This is a genomic window from Mesorhizobium sp. M0571 (genome assembly GCF_040320985.1).
Classification (GTDB): Bacteria; Pseudomonadota; Alphaproteobacteria; order Rhizobiales; family Rhizobiaceae; genus Mesorhizobium.
The window spans coordinates 304376-329579 of sequence record NZ_JAMYQT010000002.1; the positions used below are offsets into that span (position 1 = coordinate 304376).

The following is a 25204-nucleotide window of genomic DNA, read 5'->3' on the forward strand; positions in this document are numbered from 1 at the left end:
CGCTGCCGTGGCGACCCCTCCCGGCCGCTTCGCGGCCACCCTCCCGTCGAGGGGAAGGGGGACGTCGAACTTAGAACGCTTCGGCCGGCAGTGCCATCAATGTGTCGCCGCCGCTGGAGATGCGGGCAAGGTGCGCCGCCGTCTCCGGCATGATCCGCTCCATGAAGAAGCGCGCCGTCACCAGCTTGCTGTCGTAGAAGGCCGAGGAACCGTCGGCGCCATTTGCCAATTTCGCCCCGGCAGCCTTGGCCATCTGCGCCCACATGTAGCCCAACGCCACGAGGCCGAAGAGATGCATGTAGTCGGTCGAGGCGGCACCGGCGTTGTCGGGCTTGGCCATGCCGTTCTGCACCAGCCACATCGTCGCGGCCTGCAGGTCGTTGAGGCCCTTCTTCAGCGCCTTGGTGAAGGGCGCCATCTTCTCATCAGCGCGGTTCTCCTCGCAGAACTCGCCGACCTCCTTGAAGAAGGCCTGCACGGCGCGGCCGCCGTTCAAGCCGAGCTTGCGGCCGACAAGGTCGAGCGCCTGGATGCCGTTGGCGCCCTCGTAGATCATGGCAATGCGGGCATCGCGCACGAACTGGCTCATGCCGTGCTCTTCGATATAGCCGTGGCCGCCGAAAACCTGCTGCGCCATTACCGCATGATCGAAACCCTTGTCGGTGAGCACGCCCTTGACCACCGGCGTCATCAGGCCGGTGTAGTCGTCGGCGGCAAGGCGGTCCTTGTCGTCACCGGAGCGGTGAGCAATGTCGGACTTGATCGCCGTCCACAGCGCCAGCGCCCGACCGGCCTCGTTGAAGGCCTTCATGGTCATCAGGCTGCGGCGGATGTCCGGATGGACGATGATCGGATCGGCCTTCTTGTCCGGTTCTTTCGGCCCCGACAGCGAGCGGCCCTGCAGGCGATCCTTGGCGTAGGAAACCGCATTCTGGTAGGCGACCTCCGACAGCGAAAGTCCTTGCAGGCCGACGCCGAGCCGCGCCTCGTTCATCATGGTGAACATGGCTTTCAGCCCGCCATTGGCCTCGCCGAGCAGCGTGCCTTCCGCCTCGTCGTAATTCATGACACAGGTCGAATTGCCATGGATGCCCATCTTCTCCTCGATCGAGCCACAGGAGACGGTATTCTTCTCGCCCGGATTGCCTGATGCATCGAGCATGAGCTTCGGCACGATGAACAGCGAAATGCCCTTCACGCCATCCGGCGCGCCCTCGATGCGGGCCAGCACGAGGTGGACGATGTTGTCCGACATGTCATGCTCGCCGGCCGAGATGAAGATCTTCTGGCCGGAAATCTTGTAGGTGCCGTCGCCATTGGGGACGGCCTTGGTGCGCAGCAGGCCGAGATCGGTACCGCAGTGCGGCTCGGTCAGGTTCATGGTGCCGGTCCAGGTGCCCTCGACCAGCTTCGGCAGCCATGTCGCTTTCTGCTCTTTGGTGCCATGGGTGATGATCGCAGCGATCGCGCCCTGCGTCAGGCCGGCATACATCATCAGCGACATATTGGCCGACACCATATATTCGGCAACCGCAGTGTGCACCGCGTAGGGCAAGCCTTGTCCGCCAAACTCGACAGGTGCGGCGAGCCCCATCCAGCCGCCTTCGCGATACTGGTCGAAGGCTTGCTTGAAGCCTTTCGGCGTCGTTACCGAGCCGTCGTCATGGCGCACGCAGCCTTCAATGTCGCCAACGCGGTTCAGCGGCTGCATCACGTTTTCGGCGAGCTTCGCCCCTTCGGCAAGGATTGCCTCGAGCACATCCGGCGTGGCGTCGGAAAATCCGGGAAGATTGGAATAGCGCTGATACCTCAGCACTTCGTTCAGCACGAACAGCGTGTCCCGGACCGGCGCCCTGTAGATCGGCATACGTTTTCCTCCACCATGCGGTCTTGGCCCCGAAATCAGCCCCGGTATATGAGGATAGCAGGCGGACCAAACGTTACGGGTCGAGATAACAAATATTGACGTTTGCGTAAACGTCAATTCTGCGATGCAGCGAATTTTCTCCCGCGCTCCAGGACGGCAAACGACGAAGAACCGCGCAGCAAAAGCCGCGCGGTTCTCATTCGTCAGAAATCGACAGGTTTAGTTTAGCTCGCCACGCTGGCCTGCGGCGCCGAGCGCTCGATCAGCATTTGCCGGACGGTCGACATCGAGGCACTCAGTTCGCTGATCGCGTCGTCGATCAGCGCCCGCTGCTTCTGCAGGCGGGCAAGCTGCTTCTCCGACTTGTCAAGCGCCAACCGCAACTGCTTGGTGTTGGAGCCGTTCGGATCGTATAGGTCCATCATCTGCTTGACGTCACGCAGCGAGAACCCGACCTTGCGGCCGAGCAAGATCAGTTTCAGCCGGGCCCTGTCGCGGCGGGTATAGAGACGGGTCGAGCCGTCACGCTGCGGGTTGAGAAGACCCTTGTCCTCATAGAAACGCAACGTACGCAGCGTCACCCCGTATTTCTTGGCCATTTCGCCGATGCGGACAAGCTCTTCACCGGCTTCGCTCGACATATCGTTGGTGTTGGCCGCGGCTTGGCCGGGCGAAATAAGTTTCATGGTCACTGGCTTTCCCCGTCTGGTGGCGTCGCGGTCGCGGACCTTGCGTCGCCTGAGTGAAAGCGGGGGCGTGCTTCCACTCGTGGTTTCAACAAACAAATCGCAAACGGCGTAATCCGCTCGTTTACGTTTACGTCAATGCTATATCGATAGCCGCCTCACGACGCAAGAGCGTTCTGGGCTTAGAACTTTATGCCGCAGCGGCTATCGGACGATCCCGAAAATCGCAGTCGATCTCGAAAAGGACCCTGCGGCAGATCAAAATTCTACAGCGTCCTTTGTGCGTCCAAAAAGACACGCGGGGCCATCGGAAGCCAGTCGACAAAGTTGCAACTTCTTAAGCTTGGTTAACGCGTTGTTTACCACGTTGGGGCGAAATGTGCGCATGTCGGTTACCCGTGTCTATCCTGTATTGAATTTTTCACGGTTTTTCGGAGCGCGGGTAAGACCCGGGAAGCTCGTCTTCCACTGCAACAAGCCAAGCGGTCGCCTTCGTCCCGGCAGGACTTTGGGAACCTGGTGAAAGCCAGCAATTCTGAAACGGGCGCATTGATGAACAGCAAGCGGTCCTACCTCGATACACTCAACGCCGGCAGGCAACGCAGGCCGCACACGACGCTTGAAGAGCTCAACCGCTCGCTGGAAACTCTGGAGCAGCGGCTGGAGCGGACGCGCGAGGAGACGGCAAGCCGCCCCGATCTACGCCGACCAGCGGCAGAACCGCGCTATCCCAGTGCCCAACCCTATGGCCAGCAACGCCTGTATGAGGACCCGCGCGAGGCGCAGCGGCCGAAAGGTCCGGCAGCGACTTTCGACCAGAATTACCAGGCGATCGCCCGCGATATCGACCGGGTGCGCGGCCAGGAGGACGGCGTCGCCCTGGCCGGCAAGATCGCCGGCGAACTGCGCGGCCTGCGCGAAGAGCTGCGCCAGCAGATGACCTCCGGCCTGCAAAGCGAGTTCGACGCACTGCGCAAGAATATTGAGCGGGCCTTCCAGTCAAATGGCGGCGGCAAGCGCAGCGCCGAACTCGGCGTCGAGTTCGAGCGGCTTTCCGGCGCCATCCAGACACTGGCCGAAAAAAGCGACGACAGAAGCGTCAATATGCTGCGGCTCGAGCTTGAGCAGGTCAAGGCCGCTCTCGACACGCTGGCGCGCGAGGAGAGCGTGCAGGCGGTCGGCCGCCGCTGGGACGATTTCGACCGCCGCTGGAGCGCCTTCGAGGACCGCGTCGACGCCGATCAGCGCAAGCGGTCCGACGCGCCCGGCCTGTCGGCGCTGACCGAGCGGCTCGAACAGATCAGCAATGCCGTCAGCAATCTGCCGGAATCGCTGTCGCTGCGCTCGCTCGAGGAAAAGGTCCGCACGCTTGCCGGAGCGGTCGATCATTTCGCCCGCCAGCAGGACAATCGCGGCAGCGACACATTCAGCCAGATCGACGAGCGGCTCGACGAGATTTCCCGCGCGATCGTCGCCTCGACGGTTGCCGCGCAAGCCAATTCGTTCGACCCGGAGCCCTTCGAACGCATCGAGAAGCGGATTGATTCTCTGGCCCAGCAAATCGAAGAAGTGTCGCAAGATCGTCCGGGCCGGGAGGTCATCGACCGCCTCAACACATTGTCGAGCCGCGTGGACGAGCTGGCCGGCCGAGCCAATCTGCCGGAACAGGCGATGGAACGCCTTGCCAGGCAAGTCGCGCTTATCGCCGACAAGATCGACCACGCACCTGCCATGCCCGACGCCGACTACATCTTCCAGGGGCTCGAGCAGCGCTTCGACGTGCTGTCCAGCATGATGGAACGTCGCCAGGGCGACGCCATCGAACAAGGCAACATGCTGTTTCGCGATCTCGAGCGCCGGCTGGACGAGGTCGCCGACAGGCTGGACCAGCGCATGCCGCAGGTCGACAGCGCCGGCATCATGGATGCCATCGACGCCCGCTTCACCGCGCTGGCCAAGCGGATGGAGACGCGCGTTCCAGATCCTGCCAACGAGGCGGCGATCCGCGGCCTGGAGAGCCGGCTCGAAGACATCTCAAGCCGACTGGATTCGTCCGCGGCACAAGTCGCCAGCATCGACCCGGCGTTGATCCGCAGCCTCGAAGCGCAGGTCGCCGGCCTGACGGCGCATCTTTCCAAGCCCGGCACGCCGCTGCCGGAATTCGACGACATCAGCCCGCGTCTCAACGAAATCGAGAAGTCGCTGGCCGGAACCCGCGATTCCATCCTCGGCGCGGCGCGCGAGGCAGCCGAGAGCGCCGTCCGCTCGCTGGCCGGATCAAGCGCTAACACGGCGGCCGTTACCGGCCTCGCCCAGGATCTGAAGACGCTCGAGGCGCTGACGCGCCGTTCGGACGAGCGCAATTCGAGGACGTTCGAGGCTATCCACGATACGCTGCTCAAGATCGTTGACAGGCTTGGTTCACTCGAGACCGGCGAACCGGCAAGCGCCGAGTTGAGCAAACGCTCCGGCCGGGTATCCAAGATCTCGGTGCAGGACGCACCGTCGATGGACATCGACCAGCCGCTGCCGTTAACGGGCAACATGGCCGATCTCGACGGCCGCGCCGCGGCGCTCGTGCGCGACGAGCCAGGTCCGCGTACGCCGGCCGAGGCCGCCGCTGCAGCCGCCCTGGCGGCTCTCGGCTCAGACACGACGCGTGAAAAAACCGAGCAGGGCGGCGGCAGGAAATCGATGTTAGGCGGGCTGGCGCGCGCCTTGAAGGGCAAGAAGGAGGCCGAGATGCCGCCGCTTGCCGGCTCGGCGGCGAGCGCCGAGATACCGAGCGTCGATCTCGACGAGCCCCTCGACCCCAAGCTCGCCAACCGGCCACTGGAACCCGGCTCCGGTGCACCCGATCTCAACGCCATCATGAAGCGTGTGCGCGACGAGCGCGGGCAGCCGGCCCGGGAAGGCGGCGCCGAAGCGGCGAAATCGGACTTCATCGCGGCAGCCAGACGGGCGGCACAAGCGGCGGCCGCCGAGGCGGACGCCCTCAAGCGCCAGTCGACGATGAAAGGCCCGGTCAAGGCGCTCAGGATCGGCGACCTGCTCAAGGCGCGGCGCAAACCGATCCTGATGGGGGCAATTGCGATCATGCTGGCGCTTGCCGGCCTGCAACTGGGCAAGGCCTTCTTCTCCGACCCGGTCGAAGTCGCCAGCAATGATGCGGCGCCGCCCGTGGCCGCACAGCCGGTGGAGACTGCATCGGCCAGCGTTGCCAGCGAGCCGAAGGCGGACGCGCAGACGGCAGCGCAGGATAGCGCGCCGTCCCCCACCGTCAGGCAGGCAGACCCATCCACTGCGATGACCAAGGACGACGCGGCGGCGCAAACCGCCCCCGCCACGCCGGCAACCGAAGCATCGACGGCGCCCGCGGCCTCCGCGGCAGCTCCTGACCTGGCGGCGCCAGACACCACGGCCGCAGTGCCCGCGCCGGCAGCGGCGACGGCCAGCGACGCCGAGCCAATGGCTGCCGCGCCTGCTACCACCACCGCTGCGGCGCAGGACACGACCGGCACGGTGCCGCCGGCGGATGCTGCCGCGGCGGCAGGCGTTGCCAAGATCGACGTTCCGGCCGGTGTCGGTCCGGCCGCCCTGCGCGATGCAGCGGCCGGCGGCGACGCCAAGGCGCTGTTCGAGATCGGCTCGCGCTACGCCGAGTCGCGCGGCGTCAAGGAAGACATGGCGGCGGCCGCCAAATGGTATGAGAAGGCTGCCGAACTCGGTTTCGCACCGGCAGAATACCGCATCGGCAATTTCTACGAGAAGGGCATCGGCGTCGCACGCGACATCAAGAAAGCGAAGACCTGGTATCAGCTTGCCGCAGAGCAGGGCAACGCCAGCGCCATGCACAACCTGGCCGTGCTGTTTGCGATGGCGGCGGATGGCGTGACCGACAATGAATCGGCCGCGCACTGGTTCCAGGCGGCGGCCGATCTCGGCGTCAAGGACAGCCAGTTCAATCTCGGCATTCTGGCGGCGAAAGGCGTCGGCATGAAGCAGAACCTCGAGGAGAGCTACAAATGGTTCGCGCTCGTCGCCAAGGCCGGCGACAAGGATGCTGCGGCCAAGCGCGACGAAATCGCCAAGGCGCTGAGGCCCGAGCAGTTGGAGCGTGCGCGGGCCGCGGCTGAGCTGTGGAAGGCCAAGCCGCTCGATCCGGCAGCCAATTCGGCCGACATTCCTGAATCGTGGCAGGACGGCACGCCACAGACGACCGCCGGCATCGACATGAAGAAAGCGGTCCAGAACATCCAGCGCATTCTCAACAAGAACGGCTACGAAGCCGGCAACCCCGACGGCATGATGGGCCAGAAAACCAAGAACGCGATCATGGCCTTCCAGACCGACAACGACATGAAGGCAACCGGCGCGATCGACGAAAAACTGGTCAAGGCGCTGCTTGCGCGCAAATAACGGCAGATGCGTCGTTTCCGCGACGCCCTTGCCACAGATTTGCCTGTTAACTGATTGAGTTGTTTTTTGTTTCGGCGGCGCAGCGAAGTTTGACTTCACCGCCCGGCCGGCGCAAGAACGAGATACCCTTCTGACGCAAAATGCCCGCAACGGTTGCATTCGCCAGGAGGCAAACTGATCGAGACTGACGGGTGGGCATCTATCTCCCGATCGCGGAAATTTCCGTCAACGTCTTCGTGCTGCTGGCCATGGGTGCGGCGGTGGGTTTCCTGTCGGGCATGTTCGGCGTGGGCGGCGGCTTTCTCATCACCCCGCTGTTGATCTTCTATAATATACCGCCGGCGATCGCGGTCGCCACCGGCGCCAACCAGGTCATCGCTTCCTCCTTCTCCGGCGCCTTGTCGCACATGAAGCGCGGCACGCTCGACTTCAAGCTTGGCGGCGTGCTTTTGGCCGGCGGCATCGTCGGCTCGACCGGCGGCATCTATGTCTTTGCGTTCCTGCGCCGACTCGGCCAGCTCGACCTGTTCATCTCGCTGCTCTACGTCGTGCTGCTCGGCACCGTCGGCGGGCTGATGCTGGTCGAGAGCGTCAATGCGCTGCGCGCCACCCGCAGCGGCGCCGCACCGGTGTTGAAGAAATCCGGCCAGCACAATTGGATCCACCGCCTGCCGCTGAAGATGCGGTTCAGGGCCTCGAAGCTCTTCGTCAGCGTCATTCCGGTTCTTGGCCTGGGCGCGGCGATCGGCTTTCTGTCGTCGATCATGGGTGTCGGCGGCGGCTTCATCATGGTGCCGGCCCTGATCTATCTTTTGAAAGTGCCGACCAACGTCGTCATCGGCACCTCGCTGTTCCAGATCATCTTCACCTCGGCCTACACCACGCTGGTCCACGCCACCACCAACCAGACGGTCGACGTCATGCTCGCCTTCCTGTTGATGGCAGGCGGTGTCGCCGGCGCGCAATATGGCGCCAAGGCCGGTCAGAGGTTGCGCGGCGAGCAACTCAGGGCGCTGCTGGCGTTGCTGGTGCTGGCGGTCGCCATCCGGCTCGCCATCGGTCTTTTCGTCACGCCGCCCAATCTCTATTCGCTGTCCGGCGTGGGCCTGAGCTGATGGCTGGCTTGAGGACGATCGCGGCCGCCGCCTTGCTGTCGCTGCTGGCCGCTGCGTCACCGGTAAAGGCGCAGACGCCACTAACCGAAAATATCCAGATCGGCCTTTCCACCGACAATGTCTCGATTACCGCCGGCTTTTCCGGCGCCGACCTGACCATCTTCGGCTCGCTGGAAAATGCCGATCCGCTTGTCGCGCGGCAAGGGCGCTACGACGTGATCGTCGTGCTGGAAGGTCCGGCCCGGCCAGTCGTCGTGCGCCGCAAGGACCGGGTGCTCGGCGTCTGGGTCAATCTGGAGTCGGAGACCTTCGAAAACGTACCGGTCTCCTATTCGGTGGCGACGACGCGGCCGCTGCAGGACGTCACCGATCCGAACAGCTACAAGCAGCTGTCGCTCGGCGCCTCCAACCTCTATTTGCAGCCGGCCGACGCCGGCGACAGCCCGGCGACAATCGAGGAATTCACCGCCGCGCTGCGCGAACGCAAGGCGGCGACCGGCCTCTACAGCGAGAATGTCGGCGGCGTTCAGTTCCTGTCGCAGAACCTGTTCCGGGCCACCGTCAGGCTTGCTCCCAACGTTCCAGTCGGCACCCACAAGGCCCGCGCCTTCCTGTTCAAGAGTGGCCTGTTCATCAAGGAAAGTTCCGCCCAGCTCGAAATCCGCAAGTCCGGTTTCGAACAGTCGATCTTCCGCGTCGCGCACGACTATTCCTTCCTCTACGGTGTCTTTGCCGTGTCGCTAGCCATGTTGACGGGCTGGCTCGGAAGGCTGGTCTTCAGGAAAGACTAAACTCTCGTAAAAGTGGTTTCCCTTTCCGAGGGTATGGGCTAGACCGCGACCCCGGCCCGACCGGACACGAGCTGCTGCTCCCCAAATCAGAATACAGGAACGCAGGATGCGACCAGCATTTGCCGGGATCGACTTCGGCACTTCGAATTCCACCGTGAGCATGATCAGGAACGGGCAGCCGCGGCTGGTGGCGTTGGAAGACGGCCAGGTTACGCTGCCCAGTGCGGTGTTCTTCAATTTCGAGGATAACCGCACCTATTTCGGGCGGCGCGCCATCGCCAACTATACGGACAGTATCGAAGGCCGCTTGATGCGTTCACTGAAGAGCGTGCTCGGCAGCTCGCTCGCCCACGAAAAGACGCGCATCAAGGCGCGCTCGATCGGATTCATGGAGATTGTCGGCCTGTTCATCGGTCACCTGAAAAGGAAGCTGGAAGAAGACGCCCATGACACGGTAGAGAGCGTGGTGCTGGGACGGCCCGTGCAGTTCGTCGACGACGATGCCGAGGCCGACGCCAAGGCGGAGCACGAACTCGAAAATGCCGCTCGTGCCCAGGGCTTCAAGCACATCGCCTTTCAGTTCGAACCGATTGCTGCGGCACTTGACTACGAACAAAAGGTGACGCGCGAGGAACTGGCGCTGATCGTCGACATGGGCGGCGGCACGTCCGACTTCTCAATCGTGCGGGTCTCGCCCGAGCGCGCCCGCTCGTTCGACCGCAAGGACGACATCCTGGCCAGCCGCGGCATCCACATCGGCGGCACCGACTTCGACCGGCTGTTGAGCATCGCCCATGTGATGCCGCAGCTCGGCTATTTGACGCCAACCAAGGATGGCAAACGTAATCTGCCGGCGAGCTACTTCATCGACCTGGCGACATGGCAGCGCATCAATCTGGTCTATACCGCAAGGGCGATGACGCATCTGCGCCAGATCCGCTATGAGGCGGAACGCGCAGACCTGGTCAACCGCTTCATCCACATCGTCGAGCATCGTTACGGCCATGCGCTGGCGGCGCTGGTCGAAAAGGCCAAGATCGAGCTGACGGACCGATCGTCCGCCGATGTAGAGGTCGCGCTGCCCGAGGTGAGGTTCACGGCAGAAATCACGCGCAAGGGTCTCGAAGCCACCATCGCTCGGGATATTGAGCGCGTTGCAGCTACCGTCGAGCAGACCGTCCGCGACGCGCAGGTGAAGCCCTCCGACATCACCGCGGTATTCCTGACCGGCGGATCGACCGCGATCCCGTTAGCCAGGCAGCAGATCCTGGCTCTGGTGCCGCAGGCGTCGGTAATCGAAGGCGATGTGTTCGGCTCGGTCGGGCTCGGGCTGGCACTCGACGCGCAGCGGAAGTTCGGCTGATCCATTTTGTTTTAGCCGCATTTCTGCGACGCCAAGTGATTCCACTTGGCTGCAAAATGTTCTAGAGCGGCGCGGCTTTCTCAGCTTGCCCGCTGAGATGTGCCTTGAGCGCCATCTGAGCCAGACTTGGCTGCCGGTCGCGATGCGTGATCATGGCAAATTCGCGCTTCGGCAGATCGATCGGCACGGAACGCAGGCTGCCTTCGGCGACCGCGCGCGTGACGACGAGTTCCGAAATGATGGTGGCGCCGGCGCCGGCCTCGACCGCCTGGCGAATAGCCTCATTGCTCGGCAACACCAGGAATATCTGCAGATCCGCGAACGAAACCCCGTCGCGTCGAGCAAGGTCCTCCAGCGCCTCGCGCGTGCCCGATCCGCTTTCGCGAATGATCCAGCGAAGCCTGCCAAGGTCGGGATGCCCAAGCGAAACTTCGGCGACCTCGGGGTGCGAGCGCGCCACAACCAACATCATGCGATCGATATCGACCTTTGCCCGCCGCAAAATGTCGGATTCGGTGCGCCCCTCGACCAGGCCAAAATCGGCTGCGCCATCAAGGACATCGGTCTCGACCTGCCGGGTGTTGCCGATGCTCACGCTCAGCCTGACGGCGGGATAGGCTTCGTGGAAGGAGGCCAGCCGGCGCGGCAGCCAATAGCTGGCGATGGTCTGGCTGGCGGCAATCGAAAGACTGCCGGTGATCGTCTGCGAGACATGCTCCAGCACATTGTGGGCGGCCGCAGCTCGCTCGAGGACCGCCTTGGCCTCGGGCAGAAACCGGCGCCCGGTCTCGGCGAGCTCGATGTTGCGGCCCACTCGGTTGAACAACTGTACGCCGTGCTGCTGTTCGAGCGAGCGGACCGCGGCGGACGCGGCCGACTGTGAAATGCCTAACAACTCGGCCGCTTTGGTCATGTGCGCCCGTTCGGCGACGGCGACGAAGATCCGTAGTTGGTCCAGAGTCATGCCGACACTAAGAAGCAAATCCGATTGGAATTACAAGAGCAAGTTGTTAGACAGATTGATTTCTTTGTTCTAAATTTTGGCCCGAAATTGGAAAAAAGTCGCGCCAGAGCAGTCGAGGGTAGAAATTGGTGGGGCTGTTCAAATCCGTGTTTGCGCACTGGACCCGCAGCCTGCGGCGGCGTCTCGTGGGTGAACGCTATCGGCCGGAACAACATTACATGCGCGGCCCAGGCCCGAAGACGAGAGCCAAGGCCGCGGAACGCAAAAACCTCGCCGGATCATGACCAACAAACCGCTGCGCGGCGCCAACTCAGCACCATCACAACGGCCGCTCGCCGATACGCGCGCGCCCGCTGAAGGCGACGGCGTCGATACTTCGCCTGATGTCTCCGACAGCATCGCCAAGACCACCTGCTACATGTGCGCCTGCCGCTGCGGCATCGACGTCCACATCAAGGACGGCAAGGTCCGCTACATCAACGGCAACAAGGATCATCCGGTCAATCGCGGCGTGCTGTGCGGCAAGGGCAGCGCCGGCATCATGCAGCATTACAGCCCGGCCCGGCTGAAGAAGCCGCTACTGCGCACCGGCCCGCGCGGCTCGGGCGAGTTCCGCGAAATCGAGTGGGAGGAAGCTTTGTCGATCGCGACAGAACGGCTTTCGAACATCCGCCGAACCGATCCGAAGAAACTCGCCTTCTTCACCGGCCGCGACCAGTCGCAATCGCTGACCGGTTGGTGGGCGAGCCAGTTCGGCACGCCGAACTTCGCCGCCCATGGCGGCTTCTGCTCGGTGAACATGGCAGCCGGCGGCCTCTACACGATCGGCGGCTCGTTCTGGGAGTTCGGCGAACCCGACTGGGACAATACCAGATATTTCATGCTGTTCGGCGTCGCCGAGGACCACGATTCCAATCCGATCAAGATCGGCCTCGGCAAGCTCAAGGCGCGTGGCGCCAAGGTGGTTTCCATTAATCCGTGCCGCACCGGCTACAACGCCATTGCCGACGACTGGATCGGCATCCGGCCCGGCACCGACGGCCTGTTCGTGTTCGCCCTCATCCATGAATTGCTGAAGGCCGGCCGTGTCGATCTCAACTACCTCTTGCGCTACACCAACGCCCACGGCCTCGTCATCCAGGAACCTGGTGCCGCCGATGACGGTCTGTTTGCGCGCGACGGTGACGGCAATCCGCTGGCTTGGGACAGGGTGGCGAAGACGCCTGTCAATGCCAGCGATGCCGACGCAAAACCGGCGCTGACCGGCAGCTTTCTCGTCGACGGTCGCCGCTGCGTGCCGGTCTTCCAGCTCATCGCCGACCGCTATCTGGACGAGAGCTATTCACCCGAGGCGGTCGCTAGCCGGTGCGGCATCTCCGCCGACACGATCCGACGCATTGCTGCAGAACTCGCGCATGTCGCCTTCGAACAGCAAATCGAGCTGCCGGTGGCCTGGACGGACTGGGCCGGCCGCCGGCACGAGACCATCAAGGGCCGGCCGGTGTCGATGCATGCGATGCGCGGCATTTCGGCCCATTCGAACGGCTTTCACTCTTGCCGCGCGATCCATTTGCTTCAGGTGCTACTCGGCACGGTGGATGTGCCGGGCGGATTTCGCTTCAAGCCGCCTTATCCCCGTTCGGTCCCGCCGGGGCCGAAGCCCGCCGGCAAGAATGTGAGGCCGATGACGCCGCTCGAAGGCATGCCGCTCGGCTTCGTCTGCGGGCCGGAGGACCTGCTGATCGATGAAGGCGGCAAGCCTGTTCGTATCGACAAGGCCTACTCCTGGGACGCGCCGCTGGCCGCACACGGGCTCATGCACACGGTCATCCGTAACGCCTGGGCCGGCGATCCCTACAAGATCGACACTTTGTTCATGTACATGTCCAACATGGCTTGGAACTCGTCGATGAATACGGTCGAGACGATGGCGATGCTGACCGATATCGATGCGTCGGGCGAGTACAAGATCCCGTTCATTATCTATTCCGACGCTTATTATTCCGAGACCGTGCCTTTTGCCGATCTGGTGCTGCCGGACACCACCTACCTCGAGCGGCATGACTGTATCAGTCTGCTCGACCGGCCGATCAGCCACGCCGACGGGCCGGGCGACGCCATCCGCCATCCCGTCGTCGAGCCGGACCGTGACGTCAGGCCGTTCCAGACGATTCTGATCGAACTCGGCGCGCGGCTCGGCCTGCCCGGCTTCGTCGATGACGACGGCTCCGCCAAATACCGCGACTATGCCGACTACATCGTCAATCACGAGCGCACGCCAGGTGTCGGTCCGCTCGCCGGCTGGCGCGGCAAGGACGGGACCTCGGTCGGCAAGGGCGAGGTCAATCTCGACCAGTTGCAGCGCTACATCGACAATGGCGGCTTCTGGCACCAGGATTTCGCCGACGATCAGCGCTACTACAAGATGGCCAACCGCTCCTATCTCGACTTCGCCGAGAACATGGGCTTCATCCCGAAAGCCGAGCCGATCGTGTTCCAACTCTATTCCGAGCCGATGCAGCGCTTCCGCCTGGCGGCACGCGGCCATGGCGGGGTGCTGCCGCCGGAGGCGGAGCGCAGCCGCATCGAGACCTATATGGATCCGCTGCCATTCTGGTACGCGCCCTTCGAAGAGGCTGCGGTCGACAGTCAAGCCTATCCGCTCCACGCGCTGACGCAGCGGCCAATGCACATGTATCATTCCTGGGGCTCGCAGAATGCGTGGTTGCGGCAGGTCACCAGCCAGAATCGGCTGTTCGTGCACAATCGGACCGCTGCCGGCCTCGGGCTTGTCGATGACGACTGGGTGTGGATCGAGAGCATCAACGGCAGGGTCAAAGGGCAGATCAAGCTGGTCGACGGGGTGAACGTCGATACGGTGTGGACGTGGAACGCGATCGGCAAGCGGCGCGGCAGCTGGGGGCTGAAGGATGATGCGGCCGAATCCAATCGCGCCTTCCTGCTCAACCATATCATCGGCGACCAGACCTCCGCTGATGCCAGCGGCAGACGCTATTCGAATTCCGATCCGGTGACCGGCCAGGCCGCATGGTTCGACCTGCGCGTGCGCATCGTCAAATGCGCAGCCGAGGAAGCAGGCTTCACCGAACCGCAATTCGAGCGGTTCAGGCAGCCGCCGCATTTCGAGTCCTCGCCCGACAAGCTCAGTTTCGGCGCCGAATTCCGCCGGGAAAGAGAAGCTGCCGAATGACCTGCCTTCCCGCCCACACCGATAAAAAGCTCGGCCTGGTCATTGACCTCGACACCTGCGTCGGCTGCCAGGCCTGCGTTACCGCCTGCAAGGAATGGAACACCGGCGGCCATATGGCGCCGCTGACCGACATCGATCCCTATGGCGGCAATGTCGACGGTGTCTGGTTCAACCGTGTGCACAGCTATGAGCACATGACGGAGATGGGCGGGCGCACGGTGAATTTCCCGCGCTCCTGCCTGCATTGCGAGACCCCGGCCTGCGTCACCGTCTGCCCGACCGGCGCCTCCTACAAACGGGCGTCGGACGGCATCGTGCTGGTCGACGAGGACAAATGCATCGGCTGTAAATTATGCAGTTGGGCCTGTCCCTACGGCGCGCGCGAATTCGACACCGATGTCGGCGTGATGAAGAAATGCACGTTGTGCGTCGACCGCATCTACAACGACAATCTGGCGGAGGAAGATCGCGTGCCGGCCTGCGTCGCCGCCTGCCCGACCAGCGCGCGGCATTTCGGCGATCTGGGCGATCCGGCATCGGCGGTGTCGCAACTGGTGGCGGAGCGCGGCGGTGTCGATCTGATGCCGGAGATGGGCTACAAGCCGACCAACAAATATCTGCCGCCGCGCGCGCACACCACACGCGCCGCGTCGGTGCCGGCCCCGGCGCTCGAGCCGGTGCGGGCCGAAGGCGGCTTCCTTGGCTGGGTCGACCGCATGCTTTCGAACTGATCCGTGCCTTCATGCATCCAGCATTCTCCGTCGTCTTTTTCACCACCGCCACGGGCGCCGGTTACGGCCTGCTCGCGCTGCTTGGCGCGTTCGCCGGACAGGGCTTTATCCCGCCCGATTTCTGGCTTGGCCTGGTCGGCATGGGACTGGCGCTTGGTCTGATATCGGCAGGCCTGCTGTCGTCGGCCGGCCATCTCGGCCGGCCCGAACGGGCCTGGCGCGCCTTCTCGCAATGGCAGAGCTCCTGGCTGTCGCGCGAAGGCGTTGCCTCGGTCGTCACCTTCGTCCCGGCGGGACTGTTCGGCATCGGCTGGGTGTTCCTCGGTCGCACGAACGGCTGGGTGACCGTAGCCGGGTTGCTGGCTGCCATCGGCGCGATCGTCACCGTCTGCACCACCGGCATGATCTACGCCTCCCTGAAGCCGATCGCCCAATGGCACAGCCGCTTCACCTTGCCCGGCTATTTGATCTTTTCGGCGATGACCGGCAGCGTGCTGCTCAATGCGCTGCTGCAAGGTTTTGCTATCGGCTCGAATCCATTTCTGGCGGCTGCCCTATTGCTGACCGTGCTCGGCTGGGGTTTGAAACTGGCGACCTGGCGTCACAACGACAGGCTGGAAATCCCGACCAACGCCAACACCGCGACCGGACTTGCCGGCGGCATTGTGCGGTCTATGGAATGGCCGCATACCGAGGAAAACTATTTGCTCAAGGAGATGGGCTTTCGCATCGCGCGCAAGCACAGCACTAAACTCCGCCAGATCACGCAGGTGCTGGCCTTTGCTTTGCCCGCCCTGCTATTGGTCTCGGCGTTCTCCTTGCCGTGGCCGTATGCGGCGGTGCTGTCGATAGCCGCCGCAATCGCCCAATTCGCCGGCATGCTGGTCGAGCGCTGGCTGTTCTTCGCCGAGGCCAAACACACTGTGACTTTATACTACGGCAGATAGAGCGGGTTCAGCCCGGCCTGAGCATTGAGTGAGAAATTGCAAAAATGCGCTCAGTGCCGAGCATATAGGCCATCAGCGTTTCGCGGCGGAACAGCCCGGCATAGGCGCGGTCAAGCAGATTGAGCGAGCCGGTATAGGCGCCGAAGGCCGGCATGATCATGCGGCCGCCATCGCCGGCAAAGCAGCGCCGCCGCACCGAGCGGCCTTGCTGCACGATGCGGGCGCAAGGATGCAGATGGCCTGATATCTCGCCCTCCACCCTTACCGCCGAAGGCTCGTGCCGGAAGAGCAGAGAGCCGATGGCCAATTCGCGCACGGTCTCGCCTGGCAGGTCGGCCGGTGCTTCCGGGTCATGATTGCCGGCGACCCAGAACCAGTCGCGCCCGGTCATCAGCCCTTCCAGCCTTTCGCGGAAGCTCGAGTGCATGCGCGCGGCGCCGCCGCCATCATGAAAACTATCGCCCAGGCTGATGACGATCGAAGGCTGATAGTCGGCAATGACCGACTGGAGCCGGAGCAACGTGGCTCCGGTATCGTAAGGCGGAACCAACGTGCCGCGTCTGGCCAGCGACGAGCCTTTTTCCAGATGCAGGTCGGACACGGCCAGAAGCCGAAATTCGGGAAAATAGAGCACACCGCGACGGTCACAGATCGCGCGTTCGCCGGCGACATGGACAAAGCCTGCATCCGCCAGAGGCGCAGCCATGGCCGGCGCGACAGTCATTTCGTTCCCATGGCCTCCTCGACCAGCGTGGCTGCATCCATCAGCAGCGTTTCATCGGCTTCGCCGTTCACCGGCATTTTGCCGATCTCGAGCATGATCGGCACGGCGAGCGGCGAGATCTGCTCGAGGTTCTTATGCATGATTCGACCCTGGACGCGCGAGAGCATCTCGGCAAGTCTGCTGACATCCAGCAGACCGGTGGCGGCATCGGCACGCGTCGCCTGCAGCAGGATGTGGTCAGGCTCATGGCTACGCAGCACGTCATAAATGAGGTCGGTTGACACGGTCACCTGGCGGCCGCTCTTCTCCTGGCCCGGGTGGCGTTTCTCGATCAATCCCGAGATGAGCGCGCAATTGCGAAAGGTGCGCTTCAACAGCCAACTGCCGGCCAGCCAGGCTTCGAGGTCGTCACCCAGCATATCCTGATCGAAGAGCGCTGCCAGCGACGGTTTCTTCGCCCTGAACATCCGGCCCATATCGGCCAGCGACCATATGGCAAGCGCATAGTCGGTGGCGACGAAGCCGAGCGGCTTGGCTCCCGCCCTGTCGAGGCGGCGGGTGAGCAGCATGCCGAGTGTCTGGTGCGCCAGCCTGCCCTCGAATGGATAGGCCACCAGATAGTAGCGGTTGCCGCGCGGAAAGGTCTCGATCAGCAAATCGTCGCGTTTCGGCAGCACCGACCTGTCAGCCTGGAAGCGCAGCCAGTCGGCGACCTGCTCCGGCAGCTTCTTCCAGCGCTGCGGATCATCCAGCATGATGCGCACCTGCTCGGCAAGGTAAGTCGAAAGCGGGAATTTGCCGCCGCCATAGTACGGCACCTTGGCGTCGCTGCCCGGCGCGTTCGAGACGAAGCACTCATTCTCGCGGATGCCTTCAAAGCGCAGCACCTTGCCGGCGAACATGAACGTGTCGCCGTGCGTGAGGGTCTCGAGGAACGCCTCCTCGATCTTGCCGAGGACCCGGCCGCCGCGCGAAGCCGCGCCTTTCCTGCCGGCCTGGACATAGCGGACGTTGAGCGCCGGCACTTCGATGATGGTGCCGACATTCAGCCGGTATTGCTGGGCGAAGCGAGGATTGGAGACCCGCCACAGCCCGTCCTTGTTGAGACGAATACGGGCGTAACGTTCGTAGTTCTTCAAGGCGTAGCCGCCGGTGGCGACGAAATCGATGACGCGATCGAATGTCGGCCGGTCGAGATCGGCATAGGGCGCGGCCGTCCGCACTTCTTCGAACAGCGCATCGGCATGGAACGGCGCACCGCAGGCGCAGCCCAGCACGTGCTGCGCCAGCACATCGAGCCCGCCGTTGACCAGCGGCGGGGTATCCTGGGCGCCGAGATAATTGGCGTCGAGCGCCGCCCTGCATTCGAGCACCTCGAAGCGGTTGGCGGGAATGAGGATCGCCTTCGACGGCTCGTCCATACGGTGGTTGGCACGGCCGATGCGCTGTGCCAGCCGGCTGGCACCCTTGGGCGCGCCAACGTGGACGACCAGATCGACGTCGCCCCAGTCGATGCCGAGGTCGAGTGTCGAGGTGGCGACGATGGCACGCAAAGCGTTCTCGCCCATCGCCTTTTCGACGCGCCGACGCTGGGCGACGTCGAGCGAGCCGTGGTGCAGCGCGATCGGCAAGGTGTCCTCATTGACCCGCCACAATTCCTGGAACAGCAACTCCGCCTGGCTGCGCGTGTTGACGAACAACAGGGTCGTCTTGTGGCGCTTGATCTCGTTGTAGATCTCCGGCGTCGCGTAGCGGGCCGAATGTCCAGCCCACGGCACGCGCTCCTCCGAATCGAGAATGGAGATCTCGGGCTTGGCGCCGCCGGTGACGACGATCAGTTCGGCCATGGGCCCCGGTGGATTCTGGCTGACCAGCCAGCGCCGCAATTCGTCGGGCTCGGCGACCGTCGCCGACAGGCCGATCGTCTGCAGGGCGGGCACAAAGCTGCGCAGCCGGGCCAGCCCGAGCGACAGGAGATGCCCGCGCTTCGAGGTCACCAGCGAATGCAGTTCGTCGAGCACGACATAGCGCAGGTCCTCGAAGAAGCGCCTGGCGTCGGGCGCGGCAATCAGCAGCGCCAATTGCTCGGGCGTGGTTAGGAGAATGTCGGGCGGCGCCAGCTTCTGCCGCTGGCGCTTGTGTGCGGGCGTGTCGCCGGTGCGGGTCTCGACGGTAACCGGCAGGCCGATCTCTTGGACCGGCTTGCCGAGATTGCGCTCGATGTCGACGGCCAGCGCCTTGAGCGGCGAGATGTAGAGCGTGTGGATGCCGCGATGCGCCTGCCCCGGCCTTCTCCTCGGCCGTCCGGCCAGTTCGGTCAGCGACGGCAAGAACCCGGCCAGCGTCTTGCCGGCGCCGGTCGGGGCGATCAGCAATACCGACTGCCCGCCCTGAGCCTTGGCCAGCAAATCAATCTGATGGGCGCGCGGCGACCAGCCTTTTTCCGCAAACCATTTGACGAATGGCTCGGGCAGGACGACGGCGGCATTCTGTTCGGCAAGGCGCGGCTGCTCTGTCACGCGCCAGACGTAGCGCGGTGACGCGCAATCGCCAAGAAGAATCAGAACAAAAGGTGATCGATTAGCGTTACGGCCGGCGAAACCCTGTCGGACCGCCATAGAGATAGCCGATGCGGGCGATCGCATCCCTCAGTCCTTCACGCGACACCAGCATGGTGTGGCCGTTGGCGTGGATCATCGTCTCTGCGTCGGTCATAACAGCGACGTGGCCTTTCCAGAACACCAGGTCGCCGCGCCGCAGCCCCGAAAAATCCGGCCGCGGATCGAGCGGTTCGCCGATGGTTGCCGCCTGCATGTCGGAATCGCGCAGCACTTGCCTGCCGGCCATGTGCATTGCCAGCTGCACCAGGCCGGAACAGTCGATGCCGAAGCCCGAGGCGCCGCCCCACAGATAGGGCGTGCCGAGAAAGCTCTCGGCAACCGCAACGTAGTCGCCAGCCGCCTCACCGACAGGCCTGAGATGGCCCGATATGACCGCCTGGCCGGACGGCAACAGCGCATAATGCGTGCCGCGCGTTTCGGCTAAGCCCGTCACCGTCACCGACGATCCCATCGACAGTTGCCCGCTCACCGGAAAGCGCAAGTCGGGTCCCGGATAGAGAAAGGTGCGCGGCACCGAAACGATATGGGTCGGCGCACGGTCCCGAGCGCCCAGTGCCGTGTCGGCGACATAACCGACATAGCCATCGCGTTCGGCCTGGATCCAGGCCCAGCCTTCGACATCCTCGAAGACGAGAATTTCGTCGCCGAACAGAAGCTGGGTGTTGACGCCGGCATCCGGCCGCGGCGCCTTGCGGATGTCGGCCACGGAAGCGGCGATGCGAGCCGGCCGGCCGGCGACGAAACGGTCGGCGGCGACCTCGCCTCTCAACCTGGCATCGGCGAGATCGGAGCGGAAGGCGTGGAGGCGGGCATCCCTGGCGGTCAAATCGGCAACTCGTTCAAATGGGCAATTTGGTCAAATGGGCAATTCTTGGGCTCTGGCAATGATAACATCGCCAAAGCGTTCGACAAAGAGCGCGCCTTCGACCGTGCGCCTGACCAGCACGTTGCGCTTGTCGAGCTCGTCGCGGTGGCGCGACACCAACTTCAGCGCTCCCATCGTGTCGAGCGCACGCGTAATCACCGGCTTGGTAACATTGAGGCGGGCGGCCAGCCCGCGCACCGTGTGTGGCGGCGGATCGAGATAGATGGTGAACAGGATCGCCGTCTGGCGCATGGTGAGATCGGGCGCGTCGTCGCGCACCTCGGACAGCACCACCTGTTGCCATAGTCGCAAGGCCTGACTTGGACGCATGATAATCGACATCCGTCCAGCATGACGGAAAATTGTTTCGGTTCCGTTTCAGTCAACACCTTCGTCGGCTATGCCCGAGGCATCAGCCGTAGCGGTTCGAAATGACACGCTCCAGCGCCCGGATGCCTTGCGCCTCGCCACCGGCAAGGCCGTGCGGGCGGTCGGACGGGTTCCAGGCGAAGATGTCGACATGCGCCCAGCCGGCGGTCTTTTCGACGAAGCGCTTCAGGAACAGCGCGGCGGTGATCGAGCCGGCGAAACCATCCGACGCGACGTTGTTGATATCGGCAATTTTCGACGCCAGCTTGGCGTCATAGGGCTTCCACAACGGCATGCGCCATAGTGGATCCTCCACTGCGACGGAGGCATCTGCCAGCTCGGATGCAAGGGCCTCGTCAACGGTGTAGAAGGGCGGCAGGTCGGGGCCGAGCGCAACACGCGCAGCGCCTGTCAGGGTTGCCATGTCGACCAGCATCTGCGGCTCTTCGTCATCGGCCAAGGTCAGGGCATCGGCGAGCACCAGCCGCCCTTCGGCGTCGGTGTTGCCGATTTCGACGGTGATGCCCTTGCGGCTCACCAGCACATCGCCGGGCCGGAAGGCGTTGCCGGCAATCGAATTCTCGACAGCGGGGATGAGCACGCGCAGCCGGACCTTCAGCCTGGCGGCCATGATCATGGAAGCGAGGCCGAGCACGTTGGCAGCGCCGCCCATGTCCTTCTTCATCAAAAGCATGCCCGAGGACGGCTTGATGTCGAGACCGCCTGTATCGAAGCAGACGCCCTTGCCGACCAGCGTCACCTTGGGGGCATTCTTCGGCCCCCAAATCATGTCGATCAGGCGCGGCGCGTCGGCAGAAGCCCGACCGACGGCGTGGATCATCGGAAAGTTGGCGGCGAGAAGATCGTCACCCTTGGTCACCGATATTTCGGCCTTGTGCGTCGCGGCCAAGGTCCGGGCGGCTTTCTCCAGCTGGCCAGGGCCCATATCGCTGGTCGGCGTGTTGACCAGATCGCGCGCCAGGAAAACGCCATCGGCGATGCGTCTGACGCGGGCGGCGTCGGCGCCCGGCGGCAGCGCGAAGCGCAGCGTCCTGCCGGGCTTCTTGCCATAGCGGGTGAAGGCATAGCTGCCCAGCGCCAGCGCGAGTGCCGTAAGCTCCGGCTCGGCCGGTGCGGACGCAAAATGCCAGTCGCCTTCGGGCAAAGCTCTCGCCAGTGCGCCGACGGCCAGTGCGCCCTCGCCGTTGCCGGTGCCGAACAGGGCTCCGGCAATCGCGCCGTTGTCGTCAGGCACGACCAGCGTCCTGCCGGCCTCACCGGAAAAGCCGTTGGCCTTGGCCCAGGCGACCGAGGATGGCGCAAGTCCGGCCGCCTTCAGAGCGTTCTTTGCCACCAGATGGACCGGCAGCGCATTGCTCAATTTTTTCTCGACAAGTTCGACGGGCATTCGCTGGTCTCCAGCCTCTGAGTCGGCGTTTCTTAACTCTCCATTAGGGTTAACAGAATATTTCTGCGGGAGGGAAGATGACCCCGTAAATGGTCACCCGCATGAACGGAGCCCTGGTACCGATGCCGACCAACCGCAGGATGAACGCCACTGCCAAAAAGCTGATCACCACGGCGTTGATGGTGGCACTTGCTGCAGGCGTTGCCGGCTGCGGAACCAGCAAGTTGACGACAGGTTCGATTTCTCGCTCAAGCGGCAAGCCGCTGGAAACAATGTCGGCGGGCGAACTGCACAATGCCACGATGGCGCTCGGGCAGTCCTACTCGAAAAACCCCAACGACAAGCGGATCGCGACAAATTATGCCGCGGCGCTGCAGATGGACGGCGACGCCGACCAGTCGCTTGCGGTGATGCGCAAGCTGGCGATTGCCTTGCCGAAGGATCGCGACGTGCTCGCCGCCTATGGCAAGGCGCTTGCCGCCAACGGACAGTTCGAGCCGGCTCTCGATGCCGTGCGCCGCGCGCAGACCCCCGAATATCCTGACTGGAAACTGGTATCGGCAGAAGCTGCCATTCTCGACCAGCTCGGCCAAAAGGACGAGGCGCGCCAGGATTATCGCAAGGCGCTGGATCTCAAGCCGAACGAACCGTCGATCCTTTCCAATCTCGGCATGTCGTACGTGCTGGAAGGCGATTTGCGCACGGCCGAAACCTATATGCGCTCGGCCGCCCAGCAGCCGAATGCCGACAGCCGCGTCCGCCAGAACCTGGCGCTGGTCGTCGGTCTACAGGGCCGTTTCGAGGAGGCCGAGAAGATCGCCTCGCAGGAGCTGTCGCCGGAACAGGCACAGGCAAATGTCGCTTATCTTCGCCAGATGCTGGCGCAGCAGAATGCCTGGAGCCAGCTCAAGGACCAGGACAAGGCAAAGCCCGCCACCAACTGACCGCTTCAAGCGCCGAACTGGTGCGAGAATTCCGCAACATGTCAACCGCAAGGAGCCGCGCTGCACCGGCAGCACGGCTTTGAATCATTTCAGCGTTTGTGGCGACGCGGCTGGCGCTACTCGCTGCTGGATTTCGGCTGGTCGCCAAAGATGCCGCGCTGACTCACCTGGATGCCGGCGGGACCCAGAATAATAGCGAACAGCACCGGGAGGAAGAACAGGATCATCGGCACGGTGAGCTTCGGCGGCAGCGCGGCCGCCTTCTTTTCGGCGGCATTCATGCGCATGTCGCGGCTCTCTCCCGCAAGCACGCGCAGCGCATGCGCCACGGGCGTGCCGTAGCGCTCGGCCTGGACCAGCGCCTGGGACACCGACCTGACGGATTCCAGGCCGGTGCGGCTTGCAAGGTTCTCGTAGGCCTGCTTGCGTTCCTGCAGATAGGAAAGTTCGGCGTTGGTCAGGATGAATTCTTCCGCCAATGCTACCGATTGCGCGCCGATCTCATCGGCGACCTTGCGAAGCGCTGCTTCCACCGACATGCCGGACTCGACGCATATCAGCAACAGGTCGAGCGCGTCGGGCCACGCCATCTGAATCGACTGCTTGCGCTTGGTAGCGCGGTTGTTGACGTAGAGCACCGGCGCGTAGAACCCCGCATAGGCAACCACGATGCAAACGAACAGCTTCACGAAAAGCGGCTGCTCGGGCAGTCCTCCGAGCACGAACAGATATATCGCCGCCAATGCAAAGCCGACAAAGGGCAGGACGAGACGGAAGAAAAGGAAGCGCGTCAGCGGATTTTGCCCGCGAAAACCCGCCACTTTCAATTTCTGCAAGGTACCTTCATCCGCCAGCGCACGCCTGAGATCCAGGCGATCGACAATATTGCGCATGCCGACCGACTGTTCTTCGCGCAGGCCCTTGCGGCGGCGGTCGGCTTCGACTGCCAGCCGCGCGCGCTGCTTGGCGCGCAGATCATCGCGCTCCAGCGCCACGGATTTCATGCGCGCCTTGAGCTGGTTCCCGCCAAAGGCGGGCAGCAGCGTGAAGACGGTCGCAAACACCGCAATGCCGACCAGCAGTGCAATCAGCAGAGACGGATCGGTGAGGGTTTTGATGACGTGATCGGTCATGCACGCAAATCCTAGACTTCGAAGTTCATCATTTTGCGCATCACCAGGATACCCATCGACATCCAGACGCCGGAGCAACCGAGGATCAGATTGCCGGTGCTGGTAGTGAATAGGGGCATGATGTAGTTCGGGCTCGTCAAATAGACGAGAAAGGCAACGACGAAAGGCAACGCGCCGATAATCACGGCGGATGCCTTGGCTTCCATGGACAACGCCTGGACCTTGGCCTTCATCTTCTTGCGGTCGCGAAGCACGCGCGAAAGATTGCCCAGCGCTTCGGAAAGATTGCCGCCGGCCTGAGACTGGATCTGGATGACGATGCCGAAGAAGCTCGCCTCGGTGCACGGCATTGTTTCGGGCATGCGCATGGCCGCGTCGGGGATCGACAAACCCATTTGCTGCGAATCGACGATGCGGCGGAACTCGGTCTTGACCGGCTCGGGGGATTCAATGGCGATCAGGCGCACGGCGTCGTTCAGCGGCAGGCCGGACTTTACCGCACGCACGATGATGTCGAGCGCGTTCGGAAATTCGTTGAGGAATGCCTTGACCCGGCGCGCGCGGAGAAACGAGACGAACCAGCGCGGCAGACCCAAGGCGCCTACCAGCAGCGCGCCTGGCAAGACCAGCAGCGGCGCGCCGATGAAATAGGCAAGAGCCGTCAAGACGATGCCGCAGACCGCCGAGTAGACATAGAAGCGCTCAAGCGAGATCTTCATGCCGGCCTGACGGATTTGGATCTTCAGCGGTGGTTTCTTGACCAAGCTCTGATTGGACTTTTGTTTTTGGTCGAGATCCTTCAGCGAATCCTGGACGGATTTGCGACGCTTGGCCGCTTCCGCCACGCGATCGCGCGAAGCCTTGACGACGGAACGATCCGTCTCGGCGGTCTTGATCGATTCAAGCCGCTTGCCGACCTGCTTTTCGGTGCTGATCCGGTTGACCAGGAAAGCATAGGCCACCGCGCCAGCGCTGAAGCCGGCGAGCACGACGAATGCCAATACGGTGCCGTCAATTCCAAACATCGACCCTGGCCCCCACGCTTC

Annotated in this window: 18 protein-coding genes; 8 read left to right on the forward strand and 10 right to left on the reverse strand. The window is 63.4% G+C overall.

The annotated features are described in order from the left end of the window. Window positions 1-70: 70 nt before the first annotated feature. Together NKI85_RS03935 and NKI85_RS03940 are read right to left on the reverse strand one after the other, a co-directional pair. Complete coding sequence (locus tag NKI85_RS03935) at window positions 71-1867, reverse strand: acyl-CoA dehydrogenase (protein ID WP_352526779.1); 1797 nt, start codon at window positions 1865-1867, stop codon at window positions 71-73. A 224-nt stretch (window positions 1868-2091) separates the two neighbouring features. Further along, window positions 2092-2553, reverse strand: coding sequence for a MerR family transcriptional regulator (locus NKI85_RS03940; RefSeq protein WP_023719513.1), 462 nt, complete (start codon window positions 2551-2553; stop codon window positions 2092-2094). A 552-nt stretch (window positions 2554-3105) separates the two neighbouring features. On the opposite strand from NKI85_RS03940, the gene NKI85_RS03945 reads away from it, so the two are divergent. The 4 genes from NKI85_RS03945 to NKI85_RS03960 all read left to right on the forward strand — a co-directional run bounded on the left by NKI85_RS03945 (window position 3106) and on the right by NKI85_RS03960 (window position 10241). Continuing rightward, entirely contained in the window at window positions 3106-6972 is a 3867-nt protein-coding gene (locus tag NKI85_RS03945; protein WP_352776098.1) for a peptidoglycan-binding protein, read from the forward strand. A gap of 191 nt (window positions 6973-7163) precedes the next feature. Then, window positions 7164-8087: a sulfite exporter TauE/SafE family protein gene (locus NKI85_RS03950; RefSeq protein WP_352526775.1), complete on the forward strand. Its 924-nt coding sequence runs from the start codon at window positions 7164-7166 to the stop codon at window positions 8085-8087. After that, window positions 8087-8878 carry a TIGR02186 family protein gene (locus NKI85_RS03955; RefSeq protein ID WP_352526773.1) on the forward strand — a complete coding sequence of 264 codons (792 nt, stop codon included), beginning with the start codon at window positions 8087-8089 and terminating at the stop codon, window positions 8876-8878. The genes NKI85_RS03950 and NKI85_RS03955 overlap by 1 nt, the downstream gene beginning before the upstream one ends. Window positions 8879-8984: 106 nt before the next feature. Continuing rightward, window positions 8985-10241, forward strand: a complete 1257-nt coding sequence (locus tag NKI85_RS03960) for an Hsp70 family protein (protein WP_352776101.1) — start codon at window positions 8985-8987, stop codon at window positions 10239-10241. Between the two features lie 61 nt (window positions 10242-10302). On the opposite strand, the gene NKI85_RS03965 is transcribed toward NKI85_RS03960, so the two are convergent. Beyond that, window positions 10303-11205 (reverse strand): LysR substrate-binding domain-containing protein, encoded by a 903-nt coding sequence (locus tag NKI85_RS03965; protein ID WP_352526769.1) that lies wholly within the window; start codon window positions 11203-11205, stop codon window positions 10303-10305. Window positions 11206-11485: 280 nt separating this feature from the next. Here NKI85_RS03965 and NKI85_RS03970 point away from each other — a divergent pair, with 280 nt between their 5' ends. Genes NKI85_RS03970 through NKI85_RS03980 form a run of 3 tightly spaced genes read left to right on the forward strand, consistent with a single transcriptional unit; the run spans window position 11486 to window position 16094 of the window. After that, window positions 11486-14416 carry a molybdopterin oxidoreductase family protein gene (locus tag NKI85_RS03970; RefSeq protein WP_352776103.1) on the forward strand — a complete coding sequence of 977 codons (2931 nt, stop codon included), beginning with the start codon at window positions 11486-11488 and terminating at the stop codon, window positions 14414-14416. Next, window positions 14413-15147 carry a 4Fe-4S dicluster domain-containing protein gene (locus tag NKI85_RS03975; protein WP_352526765.1) on the forward strand — a complete coding sequence of 245 codons (735 nt, stop codon included), beginning with the start codon at window positions 14413-14415 and terminating at the stop codon, window positions 15145-15147. The genes NKI85_RS03970 and NKI85_RS03975 overlap by 4 nt, the downstream gene beginning before the upstream one ends. Window positions 15148-15158: 11 nt before the next feature. Continuing rightward, window positions 15159-16094 (forward strand): dimethyl sulfoxide reductase anchor subunit family protein, encoded by a 936-nt coding sequence (locus tag NKI85_RS03980; RefSeq protein ID WP_352776105.1) that lies wholly within the window; start codon window positions 15159-15161, stop codon window positions 16092-16094. Between the two features lie 7 nt (window positions 16095-16101). On the opposite strand, the gene pdeM is transcribed toward NKI85_RS03980, so the two are convergent. The 5 genes from pdeM to NKI85_RS04005 all read right to left on the reverse strand — a co-directional run bounded on the left by pdeM (window position 16102) and on the right by NKI85_RS04005 (window position 22081). Next, complete coding sequence (gene pdeM, locus NKI85_RS03985) at window positions 16102-16818, reverse strand: ligase-associated DNA damage response endonuclease PdeM (protein WP_352776107.1); 717 nt, start codon at window positions 16816-16818, stop codon at window positions 16102-16104. Continuing rightward, window positions 16815-19337 (reverse strand): ligase-associated DNA damage response DEXH box helicase, encoded by a 2523-nt coding sequence (locus NKI85_RS03990; protein ID WP_352526760.1) that lies wholly within the window; start codon window positions 19335-19337, stop codon window positions 16815-16817. Before NKI85_RS03990 ends, pdeM begins: the two co-directional genes overlap by 4 nt. Before the next feature lie 67 nt (window positions 19338-19404). Further along, a complete protein-coding gene (locus tag NKI85_RS03995) occupies window positions 19405-20265 on the reverse strand; it encodes a C40 family peptidase (protein ID WP_352526758.1) in 861 nt (286 codons plus the stop codon). A gap of 30 nt (window positions 20266-20295) precedes the next feature. Beyond that, entirely contained in the window at window positions 20296-20646 is a 351-nt protein-coding gene (locus NKI85_RS04000) for a MarR family winged helix-turn-helix transcriptional regulator (RefSeq protein ID WP_023676939.1), read from the reverse strand. Between the two features lie 70 nt (window positions 20647-20716). Beyond that, on the reverse strand, window positions 20717-22081 hold the full coding sequence (locus tag NKI85_RS04005) for a leucyl aminopeptidase family protein (protein WP_352526756.1): 1365 nt from the start codon (window positions 22079-22081) through the stop codon (window positions 20717-20719). Window positions 22082-22203: 122 nt separating this feature from the next. On the opposite strand from NKI85_RS04005, the gene NKI85_RS04010 reads away from it, so the two are divergent. Continuing rightward, on the forward strand, window positions 22204-23025 hold the full coding sequence (locus NKI85_RS04010) for a tetratricopeptide repeat protein (protein WP_352526826.1): 822 nt from the start codon (window positions 22204-22206) through the stop codon (window positions 23023-23025). A gap of 116 nt (window positions 23026-23141) precedes the next feature. Here the strand turns inward: NKI85_RS04010 and NKI85_RS04015 are convergent, their stop codons facing one another. Then, window positions 23142-24158, reverse strand: coding sequence for a type II secretion system F family protein (locus NKI85_RS04015; protein WP_352526754.1), 1017 nt, complete (start codon window positions 24156-24158; stop codon window positions 23142-23144). An 11-nt stretch (window positions 24159-24169) separates the two neighbouring features. After that, a complete protein-coding gene (locus NKI85_RS04020) occupies window positions 24170-25183 on the reverse strand; it encodes a type II secretion system F family protein (protein ID WP_352526752.1) in 1014 nt (337 codons plus the stop codon). Between the last annotated feature and the right edge of the window lie 21 nt (window positions 25184-25204).

Excerpts from the sequence above, each read along its gene's own strand:
- NKI85_RS03935 (WP_352526779.1), bottom strand. The coding sequence starts at position 1,867 with ATGCCGATCTACAGGGCGCCGGTCCGGGACACGCTGTTCGTGCTGAAC.
- NKI85_RS03940 (WP_023719513.1), bottom strand. The coding sequence starts at position 2,553 with ATGAAACTTATTTCGCCCGGCCAAGCCGCGGCCAACACCAACGATATG.
- NKI85_RS03945 (WP_352776098.1), top strand. The coding sequence starts at position 3,106 with ATGAACAGCAAGCGGTCCTACCTCGATACACTCAACGCCGGCAGGCAA.
- NKI85_RS03955 (WP_352526773.1), top strand. The coding sequence starts at position 8,087 with ATGGCTGGCTTGAGGACGATCGCGGCCGCCGCCTTGCTGTCGCTGCTG.
- NKI85_RS03960 (WP_352776101.1), top strand. The coding sequence starts at position 8,985 with ATGCGACCAGCATTTGCCGGGATCGACTTCGGCACTTCGAATTCCACC.
- NKI85_RS03965 (WP_352526769.1), bottom strand. The coding sequence starts at position 11,205 with ATGACTCTGGACCAACTACGGATCTTCGTCGCCGTCGCCGAACGGGCG.
- NKI85_RS03970 (WP_352776103.1), top strand. The coding sequence starts at position 11,486 with ATGACCAACAAACCGCTGCGCGGCGCCAACTCAGCACCATCACAACGG.
- NKI85_RS03975 (WP_352526765.1), top strand. The coding sequence starts at position 14,413 with ATGACCTGCCTTCCCGCCCACACCGATAAAAAGCTCGGCCTGGTCATT.
- NKI85_RS03980 (WP_352776105.1), top strand. The coding sequence starts at position 15,159 with ATGCATCCAGCATTCTCCGTCGTCTTTTTCACCACCGCCACGGGCGCC.
- pdeM (WP_352776107.1), bottom strand. The coding sequence starts at position 16,818 with ATGACTGTCGCGCCGGCCATGGCTGCGCCTCTGGCGGATGCAGGCTTT.
- NKI85_RS04000 (WP_023676939.1), bottom strand. The coding sequence starts at position 20,646 with ATGTCGATTATCATGCGTCCAAGTCAGGCCTTGCGACTATGGCAACAG.
- NKI85_RS04005 (WP_352526756.1), bottom strand. The coding sequence starts at position 22,081 with ATGCCCGTCGAACTTGTCGAGAAAAAATTGAGCAATGCGCTGCCGGTC.
- NKI85_RS04010 (WP_352526826.1), top strand. The coding sequence starts at position 22,204 with ATGCCGACCAACCGCAGGATGAACGCCACTGCCAAAAAGCTGATCACC.
- NKI85_RS04015 (WP_352526754.1), bottom strand. The coding sequence starts at position 24,158 with ATGACCGATCACGTCATCAAAACCCTCACCGATCCGTCTCTGCTGATT.
- NKI85_RS04020 (WP_352526752.1), bottom strand. The coding sequence starts at position 25,183 with ATGTTTGGAATTGACGGCACCGTATTGGCATTCGTCGTGCTCGCCGGC.